Origin of the sequence: Sphingobacterium bovistauri (genome assembly GCF_020295405.1) — a bacterium.
GTDB classification, from domain to species: Bacteria; Bacteroidota; Bacteroidia; order Sphingobacteriales; family Sphingobacteriaceae; genus Sphingobacterium; species Sphingobacterium bovistauri.
On the sequence record NZ_JADEYP010000033.1, the window covers coordinates 1 to 14,144 of the forward strand.

Genomic DNA, 14,144 nt, shown 5'->3' on the forward strand with positions numbered 1-14,144 from the left:
ACTTCTAAAATCTGAAAATATTCCAAAAGCCCTTCGGGCATCAATAAGGATAGTAATTTACGTTCGGCTTCTTGCAAGGGATATCTGTATTAAGGATACTAAACTAAGAAATTTTTAACACTCCCCCAAGAATTCAGATTGATCCCTAGATTTTCTGTCTCATAACCATTTAAAAATGAGGGATAAAGGATTGTTGAGTTACGAAAAAAAAGAGGGTCTTCTTGATGAAGACCCTCTCAGCGGAGAGCGAGGGATTCGAACCCCCGAACCTGTGACAGTTAACAGTTTTCAAGACTGCCGCATTCGACCACTCTGCCAGCTCTCCGCCACAAAAGTAGAAATTCTAACTAGATCTACAAAAATTATTTTGAGCTTATGCCTTTAAGTGTTGAAAATGAGCTTAATTAATTTGATATTATTGTTTTTAAGAGGGTTTGACACGATAAATGTTTTTAATTTTTGGCTTTATTTAGTTATTTTGTGCTATGATTTCATTCGCTAATGCAAAAATAAATCTAGGACTTTCTATTACTGAAAAGCGCCCAGATGGCTATCATAATATTGAAACCATCTTTTATCCGGTTCAGTTGTATGATGTGTTGGAGTACAACGAAGCACCGGAATTTTCATTTGAAGCTTATGGAATTGACATACCCGATGGAGGAGATAATCTGTGTACTAAAGCATATGATTTACTAAAAAAAGATTTCCCAAATATCCCTACTTTATCTATTAAATTACTAAAGAATATTCCAGTAGGGGCAGGTTTGGGTGGGGGATCCTCTGATGCTGCCTTTGTATTAAAGGGATTGAATGTATTAAGAAAGTTAAACTTAACTAGTGAACAGTTAAAATCTTACGCAAACAGGTTGGGAGCAGATTGTGCATTTTTTATAGAGAATAAACCATTATTTGCAGAAGGCATAGGAACAAAGTTTAGTGAAGTTAAGGTTGATTTATCCCAATATTTTATTGTAATTGTGAAACCTGAAATTCATATTTCAACTGCTGAAGCATACAGTAATATAACTCCTCAAATTCCTAAAGTGGATTTGAAAAGAGCGATACAGCTTCCAATACAAGAATGGAAATACTACATCAGCAATGACTTTGAGATCGGAATATTTGACAAACACCCAATTATTCAACAAGTAAAGAATTTACTATACGAAAAAGGAGCGTTATATGCCTCTATGTCTGGATCAGGTTCTGCTGTATATGGTATTTTCGAAGAAAAAATAAACCTAGACGACTTAAGCCACCTAGGTAAAATTTATTATCCTACTGAAATTTAAAAATATACGTTATACGTAAGAAGTAGTATTACTTTTTACGTATAACGTATATTTTTCCAGCATCAGTAATAGTATATAGTTCACCGTTTTTACCCTCAACTACATCTCTAAATCTTTCTGCTTCTCGTGATAATAGACGTTCTTCACCTATAACCCTGTTGTTTCTAAGAACTAATCGTGCTATATGTGTACTGCTCAATCCAGCTATGAATAAATTGTTTTTCCATTCAGGAATACCTTTACCTGAATAAAAAGTCATACCTGAAGGCGAGAGAACAGGATCCCAGTAATATATGGGTTGCTCCATACCTTTTTTAGCTTGAATAATTGGCTCACCTATTGGTTTACCAGAATATTCAATACCATAGGTAATAACAGGCCATCCATAGTTTTTTCCTGTTTGAATTAAGTTAAGTTCATCACCTCCACGTGGACCAAATTCCGAGGACCATAAGGTGCCATTAAGAGGATTGAATGCTATACCTTGTGGATTACGATGTCCATAAGAATAAATTTCTGGTAAGACACTCTTATTACCAATAAAAGGATTTCCTGAGGCAGGTTTACCATCTTTTGTTATGCGGATAATTTTACCCAATGAACTTTTAAGGTCTTGTGCAAGAACACGTGTTGATCTATCGGAGCGTTCACCTATTGTGACTAGTAGATTCCCGCTTTTATCAAAGACTAATCTACCACCATAATGTAAAGCTCCTTTGTGTGAATGAGTTGATCGATAGATAACGGTAGGGTTCTCGATTTTTTTTCCATCTTTAGAAAGCTTTCCTTTTGCTACTGCTGTGTGATTTCCATTCGCTCCTGGTTCAGAATAAGCCCAATATAAAGTGTTATTTTTTGAAAATTGGGGGTCTAATACGAGACCTAAAAGGCCACCTTGAGCTCTAAAATCAACTTTAGGCAATCCTGTTATTGCCTCACCAATGTGACCAGAACTATTTACTAATCTAAGAACACCTTCTTTTTCAGTTATTAACAATCTTCCATCAGGCATTACCGCTATTCCCCAAGGTGATTTCAAGCCTTTAGCTATAACTTTTGTTTCATATAAGGTTTTAGTTTTAACACCAGAGACGCGTGTTTGACCTTTGAATGATGGCTTGTAGGCAGCATTTGCTTTATTTCTTTCTACAGGTGCTATGGTATCAATGACATTTTTAGTATCATATGATAGAGTGTTAGACGTGCATAACAAAATACTAGAAACTAAACTACCTGTAATGATTAAGTTTTTCATAATAATTATTGGTTGAAGAATCTAATATATTAAATATGTCATATAAAATCGGCGAATGATTAAGTAAGTGTTATTTATAAATTAAAAAGTCTTCTAATCTAATCGATTAGAAGACTTTTTAAGAATATTGTAATCAATATTTTACGATAACTACCAGTTATTTTTTAGCTATACTATATAATTTGCCGCCGTCTGTTACAGCAAATAGTTCGCCATTATTTCCTTGTACTACGTCGCGGAAGCGTTCACCTTCTTTAGCTAACAATCTTTCTTCACCTACGACTTTATTATCTTTTATGATCAATCGCGCAATATGCGTACTGCTCAAGCCACCAATAAACAGATTGTTTTTCCATTCTGGAATAGCATCCGCAGTATAAAATGTCATACCTGCTGGTGATAAAACGGGATCCCAATAGTATACTGGTTGTTCCATTCCTTCTTTAGCTTGGATAGGAGGCGTGCCAATTTCAGCTCCACCGTATTCAATACCATATGTAATAGTTGGCCATCCATAGTTTTTACCTGCTGCAATACGATTTAATTCATCACCGCCACGAGGTCCAAACTCGGCTTCCCAAAGATCTCCAGTTTCAGGGTGAAATGCTATTCCTTGAGGATTGCGGTGACCATAAGACAAGATCTCTGGCAATACGTCTGCACGGCCAAAAAACGGATTGTCTGCGGCAGGTTGTCCTTCTTTAGTAATACGAATTAATTTACCTAATGTAGATTTTAAATCTTGTGCTAATGGACGAGTCTCCATATCCGAACGCTCACCACTTGTTAAGATTAGATGTCCGGTTTTGTCAAAAATTAGTCGTCCACCATAATGTAATTTGCCTTTATATGTTGGCGTGGTACGGTATATCACTTTTGCGTTAACAATAGATTTCTCATCATCAGCTAAAACACCTTTAGCTACAGCTGTGTGATTACCTGCACTTACGGGTTCGCTAAATGCCCAATAGATAGTTTTATTTGAGGCAAAATCAGGATCCAACGTAATACCAAGTAAGCCGCCTTGAGCATCGTTGTCTACAGCAGGTAAACCTGTGATAGCTTCACTTACGGAGCCATCTATAGAAACAATTCTAAGCACACCATCTGCCTTTTCTGTAATAAGTAATCTTCCGTCAGGTAATACAGCTATTCCCCATGGAGATTTAAGTTTATTCGTGATGACTTTGCTTTCGTATGGTGTTGATGTTTTAACGCCATTCATACGTGTTTGTCCCTCGAAAGCAGGTTTGTAATTTGTGTTAGCTTTACCTGATTCTACAGGAGGAAGTGAGTCTGTTATCTGAATATCATTATTGTCAGTTGTTTTTTTTTCATTATTGCATGACGAGGCAAGTAATGCTGTTCCTAATAATGTAGAGATAAATAGTTTATTCATAATGCACATTGTATGTTTCTTTATCTAAGTTATTAAATTAATTAGAATATATATTTATTTACTAACATACGGATTTCTAAAAAGTTCTTCCTGAGTGTTTTATTCCTAAGGATATCTATTTATATTGTATTTGTAAAAGCTATGATATGACAGAAAAATATTCATTGAATGAAATAGAAAAACGTTTTGACAATGATGTAGAGCGGTTTTCAAACTTGAATACTGGCCAAATGACTACTTTGGATGCCAAGTTTAATATGGAATTGATAACGGAAGGTATTTTACGTACAAATCCAAATATTACGCAGGTGTTAGATATTGGATGTGGTGCAGGAAACTATGATGTGAGCTTATTGCAACGCAAATCACCCTTACACATAACGCTATGTGATTTGAGTCAACCAATGTTGGATAAAGCGAAAGAAAGGGTAGAGGCACTCAATAATGAAGGTTCTTGCCAGATTATAAAAGGTGATTTTAGAAAATTGTCTGTTGATGATAATTCTTTTGATGTAATTATTGCAACAGCGGTACTACACCACCTACGTGATGATACGGATTGGGAAAATACATTTGCCATGCTGTATCGTAAGTTAAAAAAGGGTGGAAGTATTTGGATTTTTGATTTAATCACACAAGATTCTGAAACTTTGCAGGATTTTATTTATACGCAACGCTATGGGGAATATTTGACATCATTGAAAGATGAAGTTTACCGTGATCATGTATTTGACTATATCGAAAAGGAAGATTCACTACGTAGCCTGATTTATCAATTGGATTTATTGCGCGAAGTAGGGTTTTCGAAAGTTGATATCCTTCACAAGAATTTATGTTTTGCTAGTTTTGTAGGGTTTAAGGAATAAGTTTTTATAATACACAAGAATCCCCAAGTAGCTAAGCCATTTGGGGATTCTTGTTTTATTTTTCTTATTTATCCCACCATACTTCTTGGAGCATAGCTTTTAGCGGATCGATTGATATCTCACTAGGAATATTAGATTGATTGTATTGTCTTTCCGAAGATGGATAAGGGAATCTTACAGGGATTTTGTCTAAACGAGGTTCATAACTCAATGTGGTATTTGGATAAGATTCATTATTGATGTTCAGATTGGGATAACCCGTCCTTCTAAAGTCATTGTATGATTCCAATTGCAGATAATTCGCAATATACTTTTGTGTCATAATTTGCGCATAAGCTGTGTTTGGATCTAATAGATTATTAGATAGGTATAATGCTGAAACATCTGATGGAATAGCATAATAATCCATAGCAGATTTGACCGCTTTATTGTAAGCTGACTTTACAGTTTCTGTTACTATTTTATTAGATTTTAAAAATTCTGCTTCGGCTTTTATAAATTCAACTTCACTATAGTTAAACCAATTTAGCGGTGCATCTTTTTCACTATGAAATTTTCCTATCTCCGAATAGTTATCTATTGCTATTGGAGTAAGGTCATTTACCACACCTATATATTTACCAATATTATCTGGTAATACATTGTTTGCCTCTTTGATAGCTTCGATTTGTACGGCAAGTCGAGGATCATTATTGGCAGATAACAGATTGACATAATACTGTGATGGACGAACCATTTTAGTCCATTTGCCATCTATTGCATATTGATACCACGGGTTTTCTGCCCCTGTACTTGAGTAATGTTTAAATAAAGGCTGTGAATCTATAGAGATATGTCCTTTAGCCAATTCTTCTAATGCTAAGATGGCTTGCGTTGCTGCATTATAAGTAGGCGCATTTGTTAATCGAAGATAGAATCTTGCTTTTAAGGAGTGTGCTAAGTTCTTCCAATTACTCATATTGCCACCATAGATTAAGTCATCTGAAGTTGGCATTAGTTTATTGTTCGAAGATTGACTCTCTACGATTGCTTCATCTAATAATTTTTGGATTTGTTTGTATATTTCTTCTTGACTATCATAAGAAGGTGTAAATATTCCTTCTTTTGCTCGCATCGCTTCACTTAATGGTGCATCTCCAAACAAATCTGTGATTATTGAGATATTCCAAGCTAAAATTATTTTAGCTATAGCACTGTAGTGTAAGTTGCCATTTTCATTAGCTTTCTGAATTAAATCTGACGCATTGTTCATCACATTCGCATATGAATAGCTCGTCCATAAATTATCGACATCATTCGCCGTCAACGCATATAATCCTTCATGTGGGCCATCTGTAGCGTAGGCTAAGTGTTTAGTCCATAAACTGGTAACACGAGGTGCATAACCACCTATGACTTCAAATGAAAAATTGGATTGTAAGCCTGGTAAGATCATGTTTTCGGGAACATTCGTTGGCTTATTAGGGTCTATATTAATATCCAAGTTCTTATTGCAAGAAAATAATATTGCTAGTATTACTAAATATACACTTGTATTTTTTAGTTTATTAAATTGAATCATAATAGTTAAAATTTAAAATTAACACCTACCGTAAAACCTTTAGAATTTGGAGTCACTGCATGATAGAATCCTGGTGCTGAACTTCCTAATAAAGAACCTTCTGGATCTTTGTAAGTAAAATCAGATTTGATCCATAAATTTCGACCTGTTGCGGACATCGCTACATCATCAATTTTTAGTCTTTTTAACCACGTTTTAGGTAGTTTGTATGATAATGTTAATTCACGTAATTTTATGAAGCCGGCATCTTCAACATAATTTTGATCTACAGTAGCAAACCAGTTTTGATAATAACTTTGGTCTTTAGTTATTTCTGTTGTATTAGGCAATCCATCCGATTCACGAATACCTTGATAGACCATTTTGCTGCCACGATCTGCTGTAAGAGATGATACACCATAGTATGTTGAATAGTACAAGTCCCAATTCATTACTTCACCACCTTGACGAATGTCTACTAAAGCTGATAGTGAAAAGTCTTTGTAGCGAATGGTGTTTCTAATACCTGAAGTCCAGTCCGGCATTATATCGGCAATAGGTCCAAGATTTTCGGCTAAAAGTGGCAAACCATTGTCACCAATTAATAAATCACCATTTTCATTCTTCTTAAATCCTTGTCCCCATACTACGTAGCCATGATTTTTATCTATTCGTATTTGCGGTGATGTAAATCCACCAATAAAAATATTATCAACACCATCTGCTATTGACTTTAATCTATATTTATTGCTGGCAAAATTCACCAACATATTCCAAGTAAAATCTTGTTGCTTTATTATTCCGAGATCAAGAACCATCTCCACACCACTATTTACAATCTCACCAGCATTAGCGACTCTACTTGTGAATCCAGAACTACCAGCAATTGGTTGTGAAAGAATTTGGTTTTTACTTGTCTTGTTATAGTATGAGAATTCAAATCCTATTCTAGATTTATAAAATTTCAATTCCGTTCCTAATTCGTATTCAGTTATTAATTCAGGTTTTAGGTTATTATTCGCTAAGGAATTAATTAATAAAAAGCTGTTTTGTCCATTATAAGGAAATAATAATTCACCTCTTGTAGCATCAGTAGGATGTGCTTGTGCATATGTTTGAGCCGTATAATATACAGGAGCATCATTTCCTGCCATAGCTATTGAGGCTCTAATTTTACCAAAGGAGAAAATATTATTTGTAAGCTTAAATGCATCAGAAAAAATAAAAGAGCTAGAAAGCGAAGGGTAGAAGAATGATTGTGCATCTTTTGGTAATGTTGATGACCAATCATTACGTGCTGTAGCATTGATATATAAGTATCCTTTGTAATCTAATGTCGCAGAAGCGTAAACTCCGACTAGTCTACGTTGATAGTCATTTTGGAGTGCTTGTTGCGTAGACATCGATGAAATGTCAAAAAATGAAGGAATATTTAAATCAAGACCACGCACTGTTCTTCTGTGGTACGAACGGTCGTTATAATTTGTTCCTAATAGACCTGAAATTTGTAGGTTTTCGTTAATACTTTGTTGTACCGATAGTATCAAATCGTTGTTCCATTGTTTGTATTGGATTAACCCAGAATAATATCTACCCTTTGGTATACCTTTGGTGCCGATATTTACTTTTTCTTCGGATAAGTCTGTATAAGTATCCATTCCGATGCGATTCGTTAATTTTAACCATGGTAATAAATCGACATTTATTTCGTTTGATACCACAAAACGATTTACATTACTTGGTCTAGAATTATTATTGACTAACCACAGGGAATTGTTATAACCAGAAGTAGATATATCTGAAGCTTGCCAAGATACATTTCCATAGTCATTATACGTTTGTTCCATATCAAAATTGATAGGAGTAAAGTTTAGTCCATATAGAAATGATTGTACTCCGTTTCCTTCGATTAATTTGTTGTTTTTTGTGTTTACATACTGTATCGAAGTAGCAGAAGTTACATTTTCACTAAGTTTTGTTGAAAATCCTCCACTGAAGTTGTTGCGTTTAAAAGTGTTATTTGGCACTATACCATTTTGATTGGTATTTGCATATGAAAGAATATAACTTGTTTGGTTGTATCCTCCACTGATTGACAATGCATTATTCCACATTTTACCAGTTTGATAAAATTGTTTTCTTGGATCAATTAATTTTGGTTGTCCTATGGCGTTGATAACTTCTTGACTTATATTGTCTTTATGTGGGCCCCAAACTAGCGTAGTTTGAGGATTTACATTAGGACCGTCTTCGGCATAACCTCCCAAGTGTAAAGGAAGTCCATTGCGGTATTTTCCTTGTGTCCCTTGCAGATAATCTAATTGAAATCCATCAGTAAAAGCTTCATCTAGAGTTAAGCTAGAAGCATATGTTACATTAGGAAATTTTCTTTGGTTGATGGCACCTCCTTTTTTTGTCGTAATCATTACCACACCATTCGCACCTCGTGAACCATATAATGCACTAGCTGCAGCACCTTTAAGTACAGAGATGCTTTCTATAGTATTGGGATCTAAATCAGCCATACGATTGGTCGCCGTCCCTGTGAATAATGCATCTACAGAGTTGTCACCTTCATTGGATGAGTTATCCATAGGAATTCCATCAATTACAAATAGCGGTTCATTATTTCCTGTCAATGAGCTATTGCCTCTTATAGTAATAGAGGCAGAAGAACCGGCTTGTCCCCCAGAACTTGTTATCTGTACACCAGCAACTTTTCCAGCTAATGCATTAATTAAATTGGGCTCTCTTGAATTTCTTAAATCTTCAGATTTTACATCTTGAACAGCATATCCAACCGATTTCTTTTCTTTTTTAATACCTAATGCAGTTATTACTACTTCATCAATTGTATTGTTTTCTGCTAAAAGGGTTATATATAAGCTGTTTTGATTACTTACTACAACACTTTGGGAAGTATAGCCGAGAATAGAAAAGTTTAAGGTAACGGGCAAACTATTTGTAGAAATAGTAAAATTTCCGTCACTACCTGACTGTGAAGCTGTTTTCCCACCGGTTATATGTATTGACGCTCCTGAAATTGGCTTGCCATCTTCTGAAGATACAATTTTGCCAACCAGATTTCGCTCTTGAGCTATTGCAGTATGTAATAGACATAGCATTATCACCAAGGTAACTTGGAATTTGTAAATCATAGGTTTTTGTTTAGTAGACTTGAATAAGTGTCAAAATGACTTAATGTGATATTAGTCATCAAATTTACAAAACACATATTTTATTGACAAACAATATGTTTTATTCTTTCTAAATATATTTGGAATAATTATTTGCTAGAGAAAGAATTGTATTAGAGTATACTAAAAATCCCCAACTAGCTAAGCCAATTGGGGATTTCTGCATATACTAAAATAAAAATTACTTCACTTTGTACATTTCTTCGCGTTGTGCCTTTACCACATCAGAATTGATGTATTCGTCGTAAGTCATCAATTTGTCGATAATACCGTTTGGTGTTAATTCGATGATACGGTTGGCTACTGTTTCAGTCAACTCGTGGTCACGTGATGTAAACAACATCGAACCTTTGAAATCTTTCATGCCATTGTTTAATGCAGTAATAGATTCCAAATCCAAGTGGTTAGTAGGTTCGTCGAAAATCAAGAAATTAGCACCTTGTAACATCATTTTAGAGAACATGCAACGCATTTTCTCACCTCCTGATAATACTGATACTTTCTTCATTACTTCTTCACCAGAGAATAACATCTTGCCTAAGAATCCTCGGATAAATTGCTCGTCAGAATCAGGTTTAGTCGTATAGTTACGTAACCAGTCTACTAAGTTCTCATTATTTCCTTCAAAATAAGAAGCGTTATCCATCGGCATATCTGTAGGTGTAATGGTAATACCCCATTTGAAATCACCTGTGTAATCTTTGTCGCGACCTGTTAAGATTTCATAAAATGCTGTCGTTACTAAGTTGTTTTGACTCAATACAGCAATTTTATCGCCTTTGTTCATCATGAAGGTGATATCTTTGAAGAACACTTCGCCATTTACCGTTTTGCTCAATCCTTCTACATTTAGAATTTGATCACCAGGCTCTCTGTCATACGTGTTGAACATGATCGCTGGATATTTACGGTTAGAAGGCTTGATTTCATCCAAATTGATTTTATCTAACGCTTTCTTACGGGAAGTCGCTTGTTTTGATTTGGAAGCATTTGCAGAGAAGCGACGAATAAATTCTTGCAACTCTTTTACTTTGTCTTCCATTTTCTTATTTTGATCTGTACGTTGCTTCAACGCCAATTGTGATGACTCATACCAGAATGTATAGTTACCAGAGTAAATCGTCATTTTGCTGAAGTCGATATCCACAATGTGTGTACATACATGATCCAAGAAGTGACGGTCATGGGATACAACCAATACGATTGCTTCGTAAGAAGCCAAGAAATCTTCTAACCAAGCGATAGTGTTAATGTCCAAATCGTTGGTAGGCTCATCGAGAATCAAAATATCTGGTTTTCCAAAAAGTGCTTGTGCTAATAACACACGTACTTTTTCGTTACCGTCTAGTTCTTTTAGTTGTTTATAGTGTTGCTCTTCTTTGATACCTAAGTTGCTCAATAGTGTAGCCGCATTGCTTTCTGCATTCCAACCGTCCATCTCGGCAAATAAGCTTTCCAATTCACCTGCACGTTCACCATCAGCATCCGTGAAATCTTCTTTCATGTAGATTTCATCTTTCTCTTTCATGATTTTGTACAGTTCTTGATTACCCATCATTATAGTTTCAAGAACAGTAAATTCGTCGAACTCATAGTGATTTTGTTTCAATACCGACATGCGTTCGCCTGGTGTAAAAGCTACAGATCCAGTAGAAGGGTCAATCTCACCTGATATAATTTTTAAAAAAGTAGATTTACCAGCACCATTAGCACCAATAATACCATAACAATTTCCGGAAGTAAATTTTAAATTAACATCTTCGAATAGCACACGTTTGCCAAAGCGAAGGGATAGATTGGATACATTAATCATGGCGCAAAGATAAGCTTTTATTCATTAATTTCTATAGCGTTAAAGTTCTTGCAATGTAATTTATTGAAGTATGATTTTTGTCACTTCCGTAGAGATTATGAGCTATAAATTTTGTCCAATATTAAATTAGTATTAGGCTGTGATTATAAGTTTTGTACTGAGAGACAATTTAGAATTGATTACACAATCCTTGAATTTAAAATAGCTATTGAACAGGAGGAGGAATATTTATGAAAGGCAATGGTGGTCATTCTTCTGTTACCGGAATTCCTCGCGATATGGAAAAGAATAACCTATTAGTTTTGAAAGGATGGAAGTTGATTAGAGGGCAGCCAAATGAAATGTTAACCATAGAAACTATTCAATTAATAACTTCTATGATTAATTAATGAAAACAATTTTACTTTTTCCTTATTGCGAAATGGTATTCATAAAAGGAGTTGTCTCCCATCGATTTTAAATACCCCTTTGCTTCTACAATACTGCTGCTTAAATCTGATGTAACCTGAGTAATATCCTTATTCATAATAGCCCAACCGTAACCATCGTATTTTGTAGCATAAGTGGTTTCATATTTTATTTTTACGACTTCAGTCGCAGCAAACCTCCACTGTATTACTGGATCATTATAAACACCTGTGATTCCTTTAAAATGATTATGTACATTAAGATAGTTCGTGTAACTAAAATTGCGTAATACCCCGTTAGAGACCGTATTATGCTTTTCATTAATTAAATCCCTGCTTCCTCCTAGTAATTTATTAATTGAGAAGTAGTATTTCTCATAGCTATTCCCTGTTTTAAAGGAAATGACATCTGTGGGCCTAGGAGTGCTGAATGGCCAGTAATATTCTTGAGTTATTCCAGTCTCTGGGCTTTTTCCTTGGAGAAATTTTGATTTTAAAATAACCTCCTTAGAATCTCCAAAAATTCCCGACTCAAAATCTGTATTAATCGTTGTGAATTTTATTGTTGCCTTATCCTCTTTTCCTGATGATGCCAAATATACCTGTACTCGATATTCTCCTTTTTCTTCAATAAGATAATCAAGAACATTTTCACTTTGTACCTTTACCTTAATTACTCCGCTTGGGGAGGTTATTACCCATTTGTAGGTAACAATATTTCCTGCCCAGTTTGGAACGTTTACTGAATAAGTAACTGCTTGATTTACACCTATTATTTCTCTGTCTAGTTTTATTTTAATATTTTCAGACGGCAAAACCTCGGGTTCAACTACTTTATCATTTGAACATGAGAAGGTAAATAAAGTACCCGCAATCATTAGGGAGAAAAATAGTTTCTTCATAATTATCTTGTATTGATTAATAGCGACAAATTTATTAATTACAATGTAATTGTCACTATGAATTATTATAAAATGTCAGAGATTGGATTTTTCAAATTATTAAGAGAGGCAGCAAAAGCTGGTGCAAGTGAAGCTTTAGTAGGCGCTGGTTTGGTTAGTCCAAATAATTTGGAGATCAGACGCAATTAAAATTCACAGCGAAAAGCTATTAAACAAGCTTGAAAAACATAGGCTTATATCACGTATGCAACATTACCCATAAGGCTACTACTATGATGTGAAAGAGCTTAACTGCGCATTAGTAACTGAGAATAGACAGCGTTTTTTTTGTAGAGGAGTAGACTAATATAATAATTATTTATGGAGAAAAAAATGTGATGGAATAGTACCTGCAATGTAATTTATTGCAGTATGATTTTTGTCACTTCCGTAGAGATTATGAGCTATAAATTTTGTCTAATATTAAATTAGTATTAGTTTTAGGTTGTAGATTATAAGTTTTGACTGGATGAATAAAACCAAGATATATGCAGATGAGTTTGTCTCCAAGTTTATGGAAGGCAGTTTGCAGCATTTGAAATACATTCAGACGCCAATTAAGATTTTCGCACTTAAAGATATTGCACCTCATTTACGAACTCCTATTCCGCCTATATTGTTTGGGTACAATCTGTTGATTCATTTGACTAAAGGTCAATTTCAACATCAAATAGAGTCTACCAAATTTATGGTAAAGGCACCTGCAGTTATTATTGCTAACTATGGACATATTTCAGCGATAAATGAAGTTGATAAAAATGCAGAGGGACACTGTGTGTTGATCAAGGAGCAAGCAATGACATCCATATTGAGGGATCAGGAGACCTTAAATATTTTCAATATTGCGCCTTTGCTTAATCTGAAAGAACAGGATAGCGAGGATTTAAATGTATTGTTACATTTACTATATAAAGAAATTTACGATAAGAATCCTTATAAGTCCTATTACGAAAGTGTTTTTAAAACAATACTATTACGTATTATTAAGCTTTCAGATGCCAATAAGACATTGCTTCGGAAACAAGAAGTTGCTATTGCATTCAAGCAATTGGTGTATCTGGATTTTTTCAAAGAGAAGTCTGTAGGTTATTATGCAGATAAATTGTCGGTCTCAACTAATTATCTTAATCGCTGTGTTTCAGATGTATTTAAGAAGTCTGCTAAACAGGTTATTTTAGAGGTCGCTATTATGCATAGTCAATTACTCTTGATAGAAACAAATAAACCTATCGCAACAATAGCATACGAATTGGAATTTGAGGATCCCTCATATTTTGCTCGATTATTTAAAAAATTAGTGGGGGTTACCCCAAAGGAATACCGTAATAGTACAGTGTAAAAATTTGTTAATGCACGATTTGTCCTATTATTTGTCTTGTTTTCAATAGTCATCTTTTCTCGTATCACCTAACTTTACGAATGTAATATCAG

At 34.6% G+C, this 14,144-nt stretch carries 11 protein-coding genes and 1 tRNA gene; 5 read left to right on the forward strand and 7 right to left on the reverse strand.

The window, feature by feature from the left end:
- Positions 1-240 precede the first annotated feature (240 nt).
- Positions 241-325: transfer RNA gene (locus IPZ78_RS14660), tRNA-Ser, on the reverse strand.
- Between the two features lie 160 nt (positions 326-485).
- On the opposite strand from IPZ78_RS14660, the gene ispE reads away from it, so the two are divergent.
- Positions 486-1,295 carry a 4-(cytidine 5'-diphospho)-2-C-methyl-D-erythritol kinase gene (gene ispE / locus IPZ78_RS14665; RefSeq protein ID WP_225554738.1) on the forward strand — a complete coding sequence of 270 codons (810 nt, stop codon included), beginning with the start codon at positions 486-488 and terminating at the stop codon, positions 1,293-1,295.
- A 28-nt stretch (positions 1,296-1,323) separates the two neighbouring features.
- Here ispE and IPZ78_RS14670 read toward each other — a convergent pair whose 3' ends face one another.
- Entirely contained in the window at positions 1,324-2,550 is a 1,227-nt protein-coding gene (locus IPZ78_RS14670) for a PQQ-dependent sugar dehydrogenase (protein WP_225554739.1), read from the reverse strand.
- A 157-nt stretch (positions 2,551-2,707) separates the two neighbouring features.
- The gene (locus tag IPZ78_RS14675; RefSeq protein WP_225554740.1) at positions 2,708-3,949 is read right to left on the reverse strand and encodes a PQQ-dependent sugar dehydrogenase; all 1,242 of its coding nucleotides are present in this window, start codon (positions 3,947-3,949) and stop codon (positions 2,708-2,710) included.
- Positions 3,950-4,095: 146 nt separating this feature from the next.
- Here IPZ78_RS14675 and IPZ78_RS14680 point away from each other — a divergent pair, with 146 nt between their 5' ends.
- Positions 4,096-4,815 carry a class I SAM-dependent methyltransferase gene (locus IPZ78_RS14680; protein ID WP_225554741.1) on the forward strand — a complete coding sequence of 240 codons (720 nt, stop codon included), beginning with the start codon at positions 4,096-4,098 and terminating at the stop codon, positions 4,813-4,815.
- Between the two features lie 64 nt (positions 4,816-4,879).
- Here IPZ78_RS14680 and IPZ78_RS14685 read toward each other — a convergent pair whose 3' ends face one another.
- The 3 genes from IPZ78_RS14685 to IPZ78_RS14695 all read right to left on the reverse strand — a co-directional run bounded on the left by IPZ78_RS14685 (position 4,880) and on the right by IPZ78_RS14695 (position 11,365).
- Complete coding sequence (locus tag IPZ78_RS14685) at positions 4,880-6,298, reverse strand: SusD/RagB family nutrient-binding outer membrane lipoprotein (protein ID WP_225554742.1); 1,419 nt, start codon at positions 6,296-6,298, stop codon at positions 4,880-4,882.
- A gap of 83 nt (positions 6,299-6,381) precedes the next feature.
- On the reverse strand, positions 6,382-9,513 hold the full coding sequence (locus tag IPZ78_RS14690) for a SusC/RagA family TonB-linked outer membrane protein (protein ID WP_225554743.1): 3,132 nt from the start codon (positions 9,511-9,513) through the stop codon (positions 6,382-6,384).
- Between the two features lie 220 nt (positions 9,514-9,733).
- Positions 9,734-11,365 (reverse strand): ABC-F family ATP-binding cassette domain-containing protein, encoded by a 1,632-nt coding sequence (locus tag IPZ78_RS14695; protein ID WP_225554744.1) that lies wholly within the window; start codon positions 11,363-11,365, stop codon positions 9,734-9,736.
- 230 nt (positions 11,366-11,595) lie between these two features.
- On the opposite strand from IPZ78_RS14695, the gene IPZ78_RS14700 reads away from it, so the two are divergent.
- A complete protein-coding gene (locus IPZ78_RS14700; RefSeq protein WP_225554745.1) occupies positions 11,596-11,754 on the forward strand; it encodes a hypothetical protein in 159 nt (52 codons plus the stop codon).
- A gap of 11 nt (positions 11,755-11,765) precedes the next feature.
- Here the strand turns inward: IPZ78_RS14700 and IPZ78_RS14705 are convergent, their stop codons facing one another.
- Entirely contained in the window at positions 11,766-12,674 is a 909-nt protein-coding gene (locus IPZ78_RS14705; RefSeq protein ID WP_225554746.1) for a hypothetical protein, read from the reverse strand.
- A gap of 57 nt (positions 12,675-12,731) precedes the next feature.
- Here IPZ78_RS14705 and IPZ78_RS17270 point away from each other — a divergent pair, with 57 nt between their 5' ends.
- Both IPZ78_RS17270 and IPZ78_RS14710 read left to right on the forward strand, forming a co-directional pair.
- Entirely contained in the window at positions 12,732-12,863 is a 132-nt protein-coding gene (locus IPZ78_RS17270; protein ID WP_262903883.1) for a hypothetical protein, read from the forward strand.
- A 319-nt stretch (positions 12,864-13,182) separates the two neighbouring features.
- Positions 13,183-14,052: a helix-turn-helix domain-containing protein gene (locus IPZ78_RS14710; protein WP_225554747.1), complete on the forward strand. Its 870-nt coding sequence runs from the start codon at positions 13,183-13,185 to the stop codon at positions 14,050-14,052.
- Positions 14,053-14,144 lie beyond the last annotated feature (92 nt).

Coding starts and splice junctions, on each gene's coding strand:
- IPZ78_RS14705 (WP_225554746.1), bottom strand. CDS start 12,674: ATGAAGAAACTATTTTTCTCCCTAATGATTGCGGGTACTTTATTTACC.
- ispE (WP_225554738.1), top strand. CDS start 486: ATGATTTCATTCGCTAATGCAAAAATAAATCTAGGACTTTCTATTACT.
- IPZ78_RS14695 (WP_225554744.1), bottom strand. CDS start 11,365: ATGATTAATGTATCCAATCTATCCCTTCGCTTTGGCAAACGTGTGCTA.
- IPZ78_RS14700 (WP_225554745.1), top strand. CDS start 11,596: ATGAAAGGCAATGGTGGTCATTCTTCTGTTACCGGAATTCCTCGCGAT.
- IPZ78_RS14670 (WP_225554739.1), bottom strand. CDS start 2,550: ATGAAAAACTTAATCATTACAGGTAGTTTAGTTTCTAGTATTTTGTTA.
- IPZ78_RS14710 (WP_225554747.1), top strand. CDS start 13,183: ATGAATAAAACCAAGATATATGCAGATGAGTTTGTCTCCAAGTTTATG.
- IPZ78_RS14690 (WP_225554743.1), bottom strand. CDS start 9,513: ATGATTTACAAATTCCAAGTTACCTTGGTGATAATGCTATGTCTATTA.
- IPZ78_RS14680 (WP_225554741.1), top strand. CDS start 4,096: ATGACAGAAAAATATTCATTGAATGAAATAGAAAAACGTTTTGACAAT.
- IPZ78_RS17270 (WP_262903883.1), top strand. CDS start 12,732: ATGAATTATTATAAAATGTCAGAGATTGGATTTTTCAAATTATTAAGA.
- IPZ78_RS14675 (WP_225554740.1), bottom strand. CDS start 3,949: ATGAATAAACTATTTATCTCTACATTATTAGGAACAGCATTACTTGCC.